At 64.5% G+C, this 13,856-nt stretch carries 11 protein-coding genes; 8 read left to right on the top strand and 3 right to left on the bottom strand.

Features of this window, described 5'->3' with window-relative positions; all coding sequences use genetic code 11:
* The first annotated feature begins 110 nt into the window (after positions 1-110).
* The 5 genes from BX592_RS30355 to BX592_RS30335 all read left to right on the top strand — a co-directional run bounded on the left by BX592_RS30355 (position 111) and on the right by BX592_RS30335 (position 5,217).
* Complete coding sequence (locus BX592_RS30355) at positions 111-848, top strand: glutathione S-transferase (RefSeq protein ID WP_134196992.1); 738 nt, start codon at positions 111-113, stop codon at positions 846-848.
* A gap of 206 nt (positions 849-1,054) precedes the next feature.
* Positions 1,055-2,788, top strand: a complete 1,734-nt coding sequence (locus BX592_RS30350) for a ClcB-like voltage-gated chloride channel protein (protein ID WP_134197018.1) — start codon at positions 1,055-1,057, stop codon at positions 2,786-2,788.
* Between the two features lie 137 nt (positions 2,789-2,925).
* Positions 2,926-4,263, top strand: coding sequence for a C45 family autoproteolytic acyltransferase/hydrolase (locus BX592_RS30345; RefSeq protein WP_134196991.1), 1,338 nt, complete (start codon positions 2,926-2,928; stop codon positions 4,261-4,263).
* A 343-nt stretch (positions 4,264-4,606) separates the two neighbouring features.
* Positions 4,607-4,858 (top strand): hypothetical protein, encoded by a 252-nt coding sequence (locus BX592_RS30340; protein WP_134196990.1) that lies wholly within the window; start codon positions 4,607-4,609, stop codon positions 4,856-4,858.
* 119 nt (positions 4,859-4,977) lie between these two features.
* Complete coding sequence (locus BX592_RS30335) at positions 4,978-5,217, top strand: DUF2795 domain-containing protein (protein ID WP_134196989.1); 240 nt, start codon at positions 4,978-4,980, stop codon at positions 5,215-5,217.
* 21 nt (positions 5,218-5,238) lie between these two features.
* Here BX592_RS30335 and BX592_RS30330 read toward each other — a convergent pair whose 3' ends face one another.
* Positions 5,239-5,805 (bottom strand): hypothetical protein, encoded by a 567-nt coding sequence (locus BX592_RS30330; protein ID WP_134196988.1) that lies wholly within the window; start codon positions 5,803-5,805, stop codon positions 5,239-5,241.
* Positions 5,806-6,034: 229 nt separating this feature from the next.
* On the bottom strand, positions 6,035-6,664 hold the full coding sequence (locus BX592_RS30325) for a TetR/AcrR family transcriptional regulator (RefSeq protein WP_134196987.1): 630 nt from the start codon (positions 6,662-6,664) through the stop codon (positions 6,035-6,037).
* Between the two features lie 376 nt (positions 6,665-7,040).
* Here BX592_RS30325 and BX592_RS30320 point away from each other — a divergent pair, with 376 nt between their 5' ends.
* The 3 genes from BX592_RS30320 to BX592_RS30310 all read left to right on the top strand — a co-directional run bounded on the left by BX592_RS30320 (position 7,041) and on the right by BX592_RS30310 (position 12,717).
* Positions 7,041-8,108, top strand: coding sequence for an efflux RND transporter periplasmic adaptor subunit (locus BX592_RS30320; protein WP_377681511.1), 1,068 nt, complete (start codon positions 7,041-7,043; stop codon positions 8,106-8,108).
* Positions 8,105-11,230 (top strand): efflux RND transporter permease subunit, encoded by a 3,126-nt coding sequence (locus tag BX592_RS30315; protein ID WP_134196985.1) that lies wholly within the window; start codon positions 8,105-8,107, stop codon positions 11,228-11,230. The genes BX592_RS30320 and BX592_RS30315 overlap by 4 nt, the downstream gene beginning before the upstream one ends.
* A gap of 62 nt (positions 11,231-11,292) precedes the next feature.
* Positions 11,293-12,717, top strand: coding sequence for an efflux transporter outer membrane subunit (locus tag BX592_RS30310; RefSeq protein WP_243849807.1), 1,425 nt, complete (start codon positions 11,293-11,295; stop codon positions 12,715-12,717).
* A gap of 57 nt (positions 12,718-12,774) precedes the next feature.
* Here BX592_RS30310 and BX592_RS30305 read toward each other — a convergent pair whose 3' ends face one another.
* On the bottom strand, positions 12,775-13,752 hold the full coding sequence (locus BX592_RS30305) for a hypothetical protein (RefSeq protein WP_134196983.1): 978 nt from the start codon (positions 13,750-13,752) through the stop codon (positions 12,775-12,777).
* Positions 13,753-13,856 lie beyond the last annotated feature (104 nt).

The raw sequence follows: 13,856 nt of genomic DNA, 5'->3' as shown, positions 1-13,856 counted from the left end.
CGCGCAGCCCATTCAGGTCCGCAACATGCATGTGCCGTCGCGCATACTCGGCATGTACGCGACGCATCCGCGACGCGTGGCCCAGGTAACCCCTGAATGAGGATCGCTCGATGACTTACGAGCTCTACTACTGGGACGGTTTGCAAGGACGCGGCGAATTCGTGCGGCTCGCGCTCGAGGAAGCCGGCGCCGAATACATCGAAGTCGCGCGTGGCGACGAGCATGACGGACTCGGCACCGGCGCGATGATGGCGACGATGGACAGCAAGTCCGAGCCCTATCCGCCCTTCGCGCCGCCGTTCCTGAAAGACGGCGACCTGCTGATCGCGCAAACCGCGAACATCCTGCTCTATCTCGGGCCGCGGCATGGCCTCGTGCCGGGCGTCGACAGCTTGCGCTATGTGGTGAACGGGCTGCAGCTGACGATCGCGGACATGGTGACCGAAGCGCACGATACGCACCATCCGCTCGCGAGCAACCTGTACTACGAGGATCAGAAAGACGCGGCGAAGGTACGCGCGACCGACTTCATCGAGCACCGCATCCCGAAGTTCATGGGCTACTTCGAACGTGTGATGAAGCAGAACCCGGCTGGCGACGCATACCTGGTCAGCGACGCGCTGACTTACGTCGACCTTTCGATGTTCCAGCTGATCGACGGTCTGTACTACGCGTTTCCGCGCGCGATGAAGACGTTTCCGAAGCGCTATCCGCGTTTGGCCGCGTTGCACGACGCGGTGCTCGAACGGCCGCGGATCGCCGCGTATCTCGAGTCCGACCGGCGCATTGCGCATAACGAATCGTGTGTGTTCCGGCACTACCCGGAACTCGACAAGGACACCCGCTAACGCTTACACCGATGACCGAACGCTCGCAGCCCGACAACAGCAACGACATCACACCCGGCGCATCGACCCGTACCGATGCGAGCACCGACGCGGATCGCGATGCGCCGCCCGGTCGCACAGCGCGTCCTGTGTCCACGGACGATGCCGCGCCGGCGCCGCACGATGCTATCCTTGCGCGCGATACCCACGAACCCACCACGTACGCCGTGCTCTCGTTCCTGCTGAGGCTGCGCACTCGCGCCGCACGACTCTTCCGGCTGTCCGACGCGCATACGATGCTCGTCTGGTCGGTGATCGTCGGTATCGCGGGCGCACTCGCGACGGCCGCGTTTCGCGAAGGCATCGCGTTGCTGCAGCGTACCTTTGCCGGCACCGAAGGCAGCTTCGTCGAAATGGCGCGCGGTCTGCCGTGGACCACGCGCATCTGGCTGCCGGCCGCGGGCGGCCTGATCGCCGGCGTGATGCTGGTGCTTGCGCGCCGCGGTCAGGACAAGAAGGCCAGCACCGATTACATGGAAGCGGTCGTGATCGGCGATGGCATCGTGCCGGTGCAGGCGAGCCTTTGGCGCACCGTGTCGTCGCTGTTCTCGATTTCGAGCGGCGGCTCGATCGGCCGCGAAGGGCCGATGGTGCAGCTGGCCGCGTTGTGCGGGTCGCTGATCGGCCGCGTGATCAACTTCGATCCGCCGCGGCTGCGTCTGCTGGTTGCGTGCGGCGCGGCGGCGGGCATTACGTCCGCGTACAGCGCGCCGATCGCCGGTGCGTTCTTCGTCACCGAAATCGTGCTCGGCTCGATTGCAATGGAAACCTTCGGCCCGGTCGTCGTCGCGTCGGTGGTCGCGAACATCACGATGCGCGAGTTCGCCGGCTACAAGGCGCCGTACGAAATGCCGGCCTTCCCGGCAATCGCCGGCGTCGAAGTGCTGCTGTTCGTCGGGCTCGGCTTGCTGTGCGGCGCTGTCGCGCCGCAATTCCTGCGCCTTATCGAGCTGTCGAAGAACACCTTCCGGCGCATCAAGGTGCCGTTGCCGTTCCGGCTCGCGCTCGGCGGTCTCGTGGTTGGCGTCATTTCGGTGTGGACGCCTGAGGTGTGGGGCAACGGCTATAGCGTCGTCAACTCGATCCTGCACTCGCCGTGGACCTGGACCGCGCTGGTGATGGTGCTCGTGTTCAAGATCATCGCGACCGCGGCGACCGTCGGCTCCGGCGCGATCGGCGGCGTGTTTACGCCGACGCTATTCGTCGGCGCGGTGCTCGGCTGCCTGTACGGCCTCGGCATGCATACGCTGTGGCCGAACGGCATTTCCGGCGCCTATGCGTATGCGATGGTCGGCATGGGGGCGTTCCTCGCGGGCGCGACCCAGGCGCCGTTGATGGCGATCATGCTGATCTTCGAAATGACGCTCAGCTATCAGGTCGTGCTGCCGCTGATGCTGTCGTGCGTGGTCGCGTATTTTGTCGCGCGCGCGATCGGCAAGACGTCGATGTACGACATTACGCTGCATCGCAACCGCGAGGAACAGGAACGCATGCGCGCGCGCTCGACGCAGATGCGCGAGCTGATCCGCCCGCCGCAGACGGTCGTGCCGCCGAACGCGACGGTTCAGGATATGACGCGCGTGTTCCTCGAGTATCCGGTCAAGTACCTGTACGTGACCGATGAAACCGGCTGCTTTCTCGGCGTGGTCGCGTTGAAGGACATCACGTCGGATCTGATCGACCGGCGCGACACGTCGACCCGCACCGCGGCGGACTACCTGCAGCCGCACTTCGACGTGCTGACACCCGATATGACGCTGGGCGTCGCACTGCAGCACTTTCTTGCCCATCAGGGCGAGCGGCTGCCGGTCATCGAAAGCCTCGCCAGACCGAAACTGACCGGCGTCGTCTACAAGTCGTCGCTGCTCGACGCGTACTTCCGCATGAACCCCACCCGCTGATACCAACGGTCACAACCTGCGGCGTGCAAAGCGCAGCAATTTCTCTAAAATGGATTGACCAGAAAGCGACCGTCGCTGCGCCGGACGCGCGGCGCTTTCGTTGGGAAAGGCGCGGTGCCCTTCGACCGGGAGCGAAGATGAACGAACCGTCCATCGATGCCGTGCGCCGCGATCACGCGGGCTGGATTTTCGTGCATATCGAAGGCGAACCGTACGACCGCGGTGAGCAGCACGGACAGTTGCTGGCCGCCGAAATCCGCAATGCCATCCAGACCGCCCGCTACCTCGCGAAGTGGGATACCGGCGAAGACTTCGACACCTTCATCAACGCCGCGGTCGCGCAGTTCGCGCCGCGCCTCGATACCGAATTCGCCGACGAAATCCAGGGCATCGCCGATGGCGCGAAGCTGCCGTTCGCCGAAGTGCTGGCGTGGAACGGCTATATGGACCTGCTGCAAAGCTGGTGGCCGAGTTTCGCCGCGGCGCAGCATCCGCGGCTGGGGCTCAAGCCATGGCGCGGACGCCGCGGCCATCATTGCAGCGCGTTCATCGCGACCGGCAACGCGACGCACGACGGCCGCATCGTGATGGCGCATAACTCGTGGGACCGTTATGCGGCCGGCGACGCGTTCAACGTCGTGTTCGACATCGTGCCGGACGCCGGGCACCGCATTCTGATGCAAGGCTTGCCCGGCTGCATCTCGAGTCTCACCGACTTCTGGCTCACGTCCGCCGGCCTGATGATCACCGAAACGACGATCTCCAGCTTCGCCGGCTACAACCCGGCCGGCGCGCCGGAGTTCTACCGGTCGCGGCACGCGGCGCAGTACGCAAGCAACATCCGCGAGTGGTGCGATATGTTCGCGGTCGCGAACAATGGCGGCTATGCGAATAGCTGGCTGCTCGGCGATACCAAGACCGGAGAGATTGCGCGCTACGAGCTCGGACTGCGCTATGCCGGGTTCGAAAGCACAAGGAACGGCTTCTATAGCGGCTACAACACCGCGTCGGATCTGAAAATCCGTAATCAGGAATGCGCGGGCGAAGGCGAGGACTATACCGACGTGCGCAAGAACGGCGCGCGGCGGCTGCGCTTCATGCAGCTCGAGGAAATGCATCACGGCAAGATCGATATCGAGCTTGCAAAACAGATGATCGCCGACCACCACGACGTGTATCTCGATCGCGACGACAATCCGTGCTCGCGCACGATCTGCGGTCATCTCGAACTCGATGACGCGCGCTTTGGCGGCACCGACCATGGGCCGTTCAATCCGTGGGGCGCGAACGACGGCAAGGTCGTCGATAGTGAAATGGCGCGCGACATGGCGTTTTACGCGCGCTGGGGCCATCCGTGCGGCCGCGCATTCGATGCGCAAGCGTTTATGAAGCGGCATCCGCAGTGGAACTGGCTGAACGGGTATATGCGCGACCGGCCGTCGTGGCCGTGGACCCGCTTCGCAGTACTGCGCTAGGCGCGTTGCTGCGGCACAGCAACCAGCCGTCCTCCATCCGTAACGCTAGCCGGGTGCATCGCTCAGCGCCGCCGCATTGCATTGGCGAGGCGCTGGCGTGACGTTGGCGTGGGCGCCGACGCGGCGCCCGCATCTGCTTTTTTCTTCCATTCCGGGCGGCTTGCGAACGCCGGCGCGGGTCCGCGGGTGATCAAGGCGCTTGAAAAAATTACCGTCTAAGATGGGAATATCGGCGTGGTGCTGACGACGCACAGTCGCGCCAGGCGAGCGCCCGTTTTGCGGCTCGCAAATGGCATAGCGCTTGCGAGAGTTCCAGCGCTGGCTTAGGAAAGGAGGTCGGGTGATGAGAACCTCGACACTGTTGACCATGGTAACGTTGTCGGCCTCATGCTTTGCCGCGCCGGTTCACACCGCACGCGACGGCCTTTCCGACATCGCCGCACAACGCGCAAACGCGGCGCCGGTCGCGCCACCGGCGCCTGATGTCGCCGCGCAGTCCGATATCCGGCCGGACCGCTGGCAGCACATCACGCTGCCCAAATCGCGGCATCTCGAACGCGGCTTCGCGGCGCGCAACGAGCATCCGCAGACGTAACCGCGTTTTTCGCGTTTTTTCGTTTCCGGCGCAGTTGAACGGCCGATAATGCACTGCGACCGTTCGCTGCCGCTGCACCGCGTTACCCGCCCGAACCCTTCAGTGCGAGGATCAGACTCATGACCCGACCGGCGTCACGCAGCATACCTGGCGAATCGATCGACCTGCAGATCACCGATGTATTGCGGGCGGCGACGTACCCCGCCAATAAAGATGCACTCGTCGATGCCGCGCGCGACGCGGGCGCAAGCAACGAGGTGCTGGCGATGCTCGACGGCTTGCCCGAGCAGGATTACGCGGACATCGCGGCGGTCACGAAACTGATCGGCAGTAATTTCGGGCCGGGGCTCGGACTGTAGCGCTGGCGGTCGGTGACCGGCTCAGGTCCATCGGAGCTTGTCGAGCTTGCGCTCAAGATCACGACACTTGTCGTCGGATTTTCGCAGCGCGTCACGGCATGCTTCTATTTCGCGGGTCTGCCGCCAGAAGTCGTCGCGAGCCGTCCGCTGCAGGTTACCGAGTTCGTCTCGCCGAGCCGTATCCAGGCCGCTTTGCCGGCTCTCATCGTCAAGCCGTTTGACAGCCTCGGAGATTCTGCCGAGATCGGCGAGCGCGCCGTCATATTTCTGCCGGGCGCCGTCCATTTCGCGCTTTGCGTGGTCTAGCCGGCTCTGCAGGTCATAGCGTTTCGCGTCGTTTGCCGCGCGTTGCGCTTCTGTTCCGCTGCGCGTTCCGTGATACATGCGTTGATTGCTGGAACCGGGCTCGTCGGGCAACAGACGCTCGCGGTCGCCCCGCTTGTCGCCCGATGGATGAAGGTTCCCGCCGCCACGCAACCGCAGGACGGGAGCAGCCGTCGAACCGGCATGGGCCTGGCCTGCGCGTCGCACCTGATTGAAACCGCCTGGATCCTCACGCGACGTGTCAGATCGTGCCACATCGGCCATGCGTGACGATCCGGCGTTGGCAACCTCGGAACCTGACGAATGCGGTTCCCGAGGCACCATGTCCGTCGGATGAAACCTGCCGCTGAATGATCCACCAATGTGCGTACCGGGCATTTGCGGTCCCTCCTGTGTGCGATCGAGGCTTCATTAGATCAAGAAGGGTTGGCGCAATGTAGTGACGGAAAACGGCGCCGCGCGCGACGCGGGCGCCCGCGGGTCGGGGCGGCGCCTACGCCTCTTTTCCCGGTTCGCGACCGAACACCACTCTCGCAAAGAATCCCGCGAGCACCGACTCCGCGACCTCCGCGGTCACGTGCTGCGGATCGGTCGTGTACAGGAACTGCACGCCATCGACGAGCCCCATGAAGCCCATCGCAAGCGTCGCCGCCGGCAGCGCCAACGGCGTGCCGACGCGCGCTGAAAATTCGCTGATGTAGGCCGTCAACTCTTCGCGCTTTTCATGCATGAATGCGTTAAAGCGCACACGAAAGCGCGCATCGCGCGCGGCAAGCAATTTCGCTTCGGCCCATAACAGAAAGCATTCGTTGCGAAACGGCAGGCGGCTGTAATACTGCAGCACGCTCGCTTCCATTTCATCGCGCGTGGCGCCTTCGCGAAAGATGCTCTGCAGGTCGGCCTGCATCGCCTCGTGATCGCGCCGCAGCAGTTCAAGGAACAACTCCGGCTTGCTGCGAAAGTTCGAATAGAACGCGCCGCGCGTGTAGCCCGCCGCCTCGGCGATGTCCTCGACGCTCGCGCCGACGAAGCCTTTCTTCATGAAAATGACCTGCGCAGCGTCCAGCAGACGCTGGCGCGTCTGGTCCCTGCTCTGTTCACGTGTCAACCGTTTGCGTTTCATGGGCGGCAGTCTAGCATCGAAGTTTTCGATTCAGCTTTGCACTCAGATACACCTCTGTATTAGAATTCGCCCCAACATCCCAGGCAATGGTGGTGTGCCCTGGTAACACGTCCTTGCGGGCGCGGTTGACGGGCCGCTGCGAGCCGAGCTTCGCCCTTTCCAGCGTGGGGTCATCATGAATCGTTCCGGTTGTCGCAGGCCGCCCGAGGCGCGCGAGCCGTGCTGTTTCCGCTTCGGTCATCGCGGGGTCCCGGGTGACGTTGCCCGGTTCCTCAACGGACTCTTCGGCGGCTTTCCCGTTCGTCAATTTGTCGGGACCCCGGCCGCGGCCGCGCATCGTGTGGCGTGCGCGCTCGGGTTCGCAGGCGTCATCGTGTTGAGCGGCTGTCACCAGCAGGAAGCCTCCGCGCCATCGCCGAGACCGGTCGTCGCACGCGCGGTGCGCGCCGACGGGCAGGCGTTCGCCGCGACGCTGCCCGGCGAGGTACAGGCGCGCTATACGACCCCGCTGTCGTTCCGGATCGGTGGCAAGATCATCGAGCGCCGCGTACGCCTCGGCGATACCGTGCACAACGGTCAGATCGTCGCGCAGCTGGACCCCGCCGATGTGCAGAAGAACGCGACCAGCGCCGCCGCGCAACTCGATGCCGCGCAGCATCGGCTCGTCTACGCGAAGCAGCAGCTGGATCGCGACCGCGCGCAAGCGCGCGAGAACCTGATCGCGCAGGCGCAACTCGAGCAAACCGAAGACGCGTACGCGTCCGCTGCCGCACAGCGCGAACAGGCCGCGCAACAGGCGGCGCTCGCGAACAATCAACTGCAATACGCGACGCTCGTCGCGAATCATGCGGGCGTGATCACCGCCGAGCAGGCGGACACCGGGCAAAACGTGTCCGCCGGGCAAGCGGTCTATAGCCTCGCGTGGAGCGGCGATGTCGATGTCGTCTGTGATGTGCCGGAAAGCAATCTGGCCGCACTGCGCGTCGGCCACGTCGCGCGCGTGACGCTCGGCGCGCTACCTGGCCGCACGTTCACCGCGCGCGTGCGCGAGCTGTCGCCGGCCGCCGATGCGCAAAGCCGCACATGGCGCGCAAAGCTGACGCTCGAGCAAGCCGGGACCGAGGTGCGGCTCGGCATGACCGCCAACGTGTCGTTCATCCGTGACGGCGCCGCCGGTCAGACCGGCGAAGCCGTTTCATTCACATTACCGGTCACCGCCCTCTTCCACGACGGCAACGCGCCGGCTGTATGGGTAGTAAAAAGCGGCAACGACGTACTCGAATTGCGCCGCGTGCAAGTCGCGCGCTACGACGAACGCACGATCGAGGTGTCCGGCGGATTGAAAGACGGCGAGCGCGTCGTGCTGCAAGGCGTGCATACGGTAACGGCCGGCGAGCGGGTGCGTCCGGTCGCGCCGCTGCACCCCGAGGACTTCGCTTCATGAGCGGCTCGCACGACGCAGGCGAAGGCCGCTTCAACCTGTCCGCGTGGGCGTTGCGCCATCAGGCGCTGGTTGTTTTCATCATCACGCTCGCGACGCTTTTCGGCATCCTCGCGTACTCGCGTCTCGCGCAATCGGAAGACCCGCCATTCACGTTCCGCGTGATGGTGGTCCGCACGTTCTGGCCGGGCGCGACCGCCCGTCAGGTCCAGGAGCAGGTCACCGACCGCATCGGCCGCAAGCTGCAGGAAACCCCGTCGATCGATTTTCTGCGCAGTTACTCGCGGCCCGGCGAATCGCTGATCTTCTTCAACATGAAGGACTCGGCTCCGGCGTCCAGCGTGCCCGACACGTGGTACCAGGTGCGCAAGAAAGTCGGCGATATCGCCGGCACGCTGCCGCGCGGCGTGCAAGGCCCTTACTTCAACGACGAGTTCGGCGATGTCTACACGAACATCTATACGCTTGAAGGCGACGGTTTTTCGGCCGCGCAACTGCATGACTACGCGGACGAACTGCGCACGGTGCTGCTGCGCGTGCCGGGTGTCGCGAAGGTCGACTACTTCGGCGACCCGGATCAGCATATCTACGTCGAAATTTCGAATACGCAGCTCACGCGCCTGAACATTTCGCCGCAGCAGATTGCGCAGGCGATCGATTCGCAAAACAGCGTATCGGCGTCGGGCACGCTGACCACCTATCACGACCGTGTATTCGTGCGCCCGAGCGGCCAGTTCACCGATGTCGCCGCGCTCGCCGACACGCTGATCCGCGTGAACAACCGGTCGTTTCGACTCGGCGATATCGCGACGATCAAGCGCGGCTACGACGACCCGCCCGTCACGCAGATGCGCTTTCGCGGCCAGGCCGTGCTCGGCATCGGCATCACGATGCAGCCGGATGGCGATGTCATTCGCCTGGGTAACGCGCTCGATGCGAAGACCGCCGACCTGCGCGCACATCTGCCCGCGGGCCTGAAGCTGGTCGAAGTGTCGAGCATGCCGCGCGCGGTATCCCGTTCCGTCGACGACTTTCTCGAAGCCGTCGCCGAAGCGGTGGCGATCGTGCTGGTCGTGAGCCTCGTGTCACTCGGCCTACGCACCGGCATGGTGGTGGTCATTTCGATTCCCGTCGTGCTCGCGGTCACCGCGCTTTGCATGTATCTGTTCGGCATCGGCCTGCACAAGGTATCGCTCGGCACGCTGGTGCTCGCGCTCGGGCTGCTGGTCGACGACGCGATCATTGCGGTGGAGATGATGGCGGTCAAGCTCGAGCAAGGCTGGAACCGCACGCGCGCCGCGGCATTCGCGTACACCAGCACCGCATTTCCGATGCTCACCGGCACGCTCGTCACGGTATCGGGCTTTTTGCCGATCGCACTCGCGAAGTCGAGCACCGGCGAATACACGCGATCGATCTTCGAGGTGTCGGCGATCGCGCTGATTGCGTCATGGTTCGCGGCGGTCGTGCTGATTCCGCTACTCGGCTATCACCTGCTGCCCGAAAGAAAGCGCGCCGCGCACGAGCCCGACGATCACGAGCATGATATTTACGACACGCGTTTCTACCGGCGTCTGCGCGGCTGGGTCGGCTGGTGCATCGAGCGGCGCTTTATCGTGCTAGCGATTACCGTCGTGCTGTTCGCCGTATCGCTCGCGGGTTTTACGCTTGTTCCGCAGCAATTCTTCCCGAGTTCCGACCGCCCCGAATTGCTGGTCGACGTTCGGCTGTCCGAAGGAGCTTCGTTCGCCGCGACGCTGCGCGTGGCACAGCAGCTCGAAAAAGCCCTCGAAGGCCGGCCGGAAATCGATCACCTGATCAACTTCGTCGGCACCGGCGCACCGCGCTTTTATCTGCCGCTTGATCAGCAACTGCAGCAACCTGACTTCGCGCAGTTCGTGATCACCGCAAAAAGCGTGAAGGCACGCGAGCAGCTTGCGGGCTGGCTCGAGCCGATGCTGCGCGATCGTTTCCCCGCGATCCGCACCCGGCTATCCCGGCTCGAGAACGGACCGCCGGTCGGCTATCCGGTGCAGTTCCGCGTGAGCGGCGGCGATATCGCGACGGTGCGTTCGATCGCCGAGCGCGTCGCGGCGACGATGCGCGCGGACTCGCGCGCATCGAATGTGCATTTCGACTGGGACGAACCCGCCGAGCGTTCGATGCGTTTCGAGGTCAGCCAGAAACGTGCGCGCGAACTCGGCGTCTCGTCGGCGGACATCTCGAGCTTTCTCGCGATGACCTTGTCCGGCTATACGGTCACGCAGTACCGCGAACGCGACAAACTGATCGGCGTCGACCTGCGCGCGCCGCGCGACGAACGCGTCGATCCCGCGCGCCTGATGTCGCTCGCGATGCCGACGCCGAACGGGCCGGTGCCGCTCGGCACGCTCGGGCAGATGCGCAACGACCTCGAATACGGTGTGATCTGGGAACGCGACCGGCAACCGACGATTACCGTGCAATCGGACGTGCGCGCGAACGCACAAGGCATCGATGTTACGAAAAGCGTCGACCGGCGGCTTGCGAATGTGCGCGCATCGTTGCCGGTCGGCTATCGGATCGAGATCGGCGGATCGGTGGAAGAAAGCGCGAAGGGGCAAACGTCGATCAACGCACAAATGCCGGTGATGATCGTCGCCGTGCTCACGCTGCTGATGATCCAGCTGCAGAGTTTCGCGCGCGTGCTGCTGGTCGTGCTGACCGCGCCGCTCGGACTGATCGGCGTGGTGGTCGCGCTGCTGATGTTCGGCAAGCCGTTCGGCTTTGTCGCGATGCTCGGCGTGATCGCGATGTTCGGCATCATCATGCGCAACTCGGTGATTCTCGTCGATCAGATCGAGCAGGACATCGCGGCCGGGCATAAGCGTTTCGATGCAATCGTCGGCGCAACCGTGCGGCGCTTCCGGCCGATCACGCTGACCGCGGCCGCCGCGGTGCTCGCGCTGATTCCGCTGCTGCGCTCGAACTTCTTCGGGCCGATGGCGACCGCGCTGATGGGCGGCATCACGAGCGCAACGGTGCTCACGCTGTTCTATGTGCCCGCGCTGTACTCGATCTGGTTCCGCGTGCATGGCGACGAGCGCGATCCGCGCACCGATGCTTCCGCTCATACGGGGAATTGACGATGAAAGTTCGCCCGCTCGCTATCACGCGCAACGCGCTTTCGCTGGGCGGCGGCGCCGCGATGCTGCTGCTTGCCGCGTGCTCGTTCGGACCGACCGGTACGCCGCCCGCAATGCCTGAACCCTCACATTACGGTGCGCAGGCGCAGCCCGAGCACACGGTAGCCGCACAGGGTGTCACACAGCGGTTTGTGGCTGGTGCGCAACCGGTGCCGCAATGGTGGCGGCTCTATCAGTCGGACGCGCTCGACGCGCTGGTCGACGAAGGGCTGCGCAACAGTCCGACGCTCGACGCCGCGGACAAACACCTTGCGGCCGCGCGCGAGCAATTGCGCGCACAAATGGGCAGTTCGCTGTTGCCGACGATCGATGCCGGTGGACAGGTGTCGCGGCAACGCGCGCTGGCGATTCCGGAGATCGGCCCGAATACGTTTCTGTACAACGTGTTCGTCGGACAGGTGCAGGCACAGTACACGTTCGATCTGTTCGGCGCGGTGCGCTACGCGAATGCGTCGCTCGCGAAACGTGTCGATCTGCAGGCATATCAATTCGATGCGGCGCGCCGTGCGCTCGCGGCCAATATTGTGTCGGCGGCGATCAATGCGGCGATGCTCGACGCGCAGGTCGCGACCACCGAGCGGCTCGTCGCGCTCGCGAACGAACAGGCAGGCGATACGCAACGGCGCTATGCGCTCGGCGCGGTCTCGCACAGCGACATGTTGAGTGCGCAACAATCGGCGGCGAGTCTCGCCGCCGGGCTGCCCGTGCTGCGTCAGCAGGCGCTTGCGACGCGCCATGCGCTCGCGGTGCTGCTAGGCCGCACGCCGGACGCGGCGCCGCCAACGCTCGATCTCACGCAATTGCATCTACCGGACGAAGTGCCGGTGGTCGTGCCGTCCGAGCTGTTGCGCGCCCGGCCCGATATTCTCGCGGCCGAAGCCGCATTGCAGGCCGCCGCGGCCGACGTCGGCGTCGCCACCGCGCAGATGTTCCCGAGTCTGACGCTCAATGCGTCGATGGGGCAAGGCGGCTTTAGCTGGCCGGCCGCGGTGTCCGGCGCGGGTGCGCTGTGGAGCATTGGCGCGTCGCTGTCACAGCCGATCTTCCATGGCGGTGCGCTGGTCGCGCAGCGACGCGCAGCGCTCGATACGTACGATGCCACCGCGTCACAGTACAAACAGACTGTGCTGAGCGCGTTTCAGAACGTCGCCGATACGCTCGCGGCACTTGAACACGATGCGCAGTCGCTCGATGCGGCCAATGCGGCGGCGCTTGCCGCACAGCGCGGGTTCGAAGAAACGTCGGCACGCTACAGGCTCGGCGCCGTGCCGGTGACCGCCGCGCGCGCGAGCGAACAGCAGTATCGCAATGCGCGGCTCGACGAGATCCGCTACACCGGAGCACGGCTTGCGGATACGGCGGCGCTTTTCCAGGCGATGGGCAATCCGCCGCCGGCTCCGGCAATCCCGCGGGTCAGCGGACGATGAGCAAGCTGTCAACCCAAACGCCCCTGTGCTGATCACGAAGATGCGTGAACGACGACATCATTCACGCTGCAGGCGGGACAACCGGGCGTCGGCTCTGAACTGATCCGCGACCACCGCGTCCAGCCTGCGCAGCACCGCCGACAACTCGCCACGCCTGGTATCGATCCGGCCATGCGTTTCGGCCACATTCCGCTCGGCTTCGTCGAGTTTGTACTGCTCGCGCTGCGCATCGGACTCAGCGGTGCGCAACTGATCACGTGCCACCTGAGCAGCGCGCTTGGCGTCGTCGGATGCCTGAGACGGATTGTCCAGCACACGCTGCGTGGTTTCCATTTCACGCCGCGCCTGATCCGCGCGTCGTGTGGCGTCGGCGAGACCTCGACGCGCATCGTCGGCTTTCGTTCGATACCCTAACGCGGCCGCATGTGCGTCGTTGATTTCCCGCGTCAGGCGATCCTGTTCACCGGTCAATGCCTGGTGCTCCCGCGTCAGATCGTCAACCTTGCGTTGCGCTTCCGCAATGCCCTGTGCTTTCGCCGGATCTCCACTCAACATGCCGCCTTTCAGGCCCACATCGTCGTGAATGGTCCAGCTTCCATTCGCGCCCAGATCGACAGGAATGCCAGGCTTGGCGGGATCGCCCTGCTGCGCGAGACGCCATGTCCCGTTTGCGTTGTCTCGCGACACACCGTACCACTTCCCGTCGTTTTGCAGATATTGCTGTCCTTTTCTGTCAATGAAGATACCCATGTTGCCCGGATCGGATCGCAATTCGCCGTCGGGTTTCGCGATGTATCGCTCGGGTAATGCGGCACCGCTCGTCGGTGCGCCTCGCGTCGAATTGCGCGTGCGATTGAGTCCGTTTCGCGTCGCGCCGCCGGCTGAATGTACATTCGAAAGTATGCTGGTTTGCGCGGTGCCGAGCCGGTCCGACGAACCTGTCTGACCGTGATTCGAATTCGATGGACCCTGTTCGCCGTGATAGACAGGTGTGTCGTGATAACCGCCGCCGGCCTCGCCGATGTGTATGCCCATTCGCCCTCCCTGGTGTACGTCGATCGGATTGCGCATGTCGCTGGGCAAGCTCCCGCGACCATGCTGATGACCATTACACCAGTGAAACTCCGCCTGATGTGATG

Source organism: Paraburkholderia rhizosphaerae, from assembly GCF_004366595.1.
Lineage (GTDB): Bacteria > Pseudomonadota > Gammaproteobacteria > Burkholderiales > Burkholderiaceae > Paraburkholderia > Paraburkholderia rhizosphaerae.
Note: the sequence above shows the minus strand (reverse complement) of the source record. Positions and strands in the feature narration are given on the sequence as shown.

Bases quoted from the DNA above. Each gene is read 5' to 3' on its own strand.
- BX592_RS30355 (WP_134196992.1), top strand. From the start codon at position 111: ATGACTTACGAGCTCTACTACTGGGACGGTTTGCAAGGACGCGGCGAA.
- BX592_RS30345 (WP_134196991.1), top strand. From the start codon at position 2,926: ATGAACGAACCGTCCATCGATGCCGTGCGCCGCGATCACGCGGGCTGG.
- BX592_RS30340 (WP_134196990.1), top strand. From the start codon at position 4,607: ATGAGAACCTCGACACTGTTGACCATGGTAACGTTGTCGGCCTCATGC.
- BX592_RS30335 (WP_134196989.1), top strand. From the start codon at position 4,978: ATGACCCGACCGGCGTCACGCAGCATACCTGGCGAATCGATCGACCTG.
- BX592_RS30330 (WP_134196988.1), bottom strand. From the start codon at position 5,805: ATGGCCGATGTGGCACGATCTGACACGTCGCGTGAGGATCCAGGCGGT.
- BX592_RS30325 (WP_134196987.1), bottom strand. From the start codon at position 6,664: ATGAAACGCAAACGGTTGACACGTGAACAGAGCAGGGACCAGACGCGC.
- BX592_RS30315 (WP_134196985.1), top strand. From the start codon at position 8,105: ATGAGCGGCTCGCACGACGCAGGCGAAGGCCGCTTCAACCTGTCCGCG.
- BX592_RS30310 (WP_243849807.1), top strand. From the start codon at position 11,293: ATGCTGCTGCTTGCCGCGTGCTCGTTCGGACCGACCGGTACGCCGCCC.
- BX592_RS30305 (WP_134196983.1), bottom strand. From the start codon at position 13,752: ATGGGCATACACATCGGCGAGGCCGGCGGCGGTTATCACGACACACCT.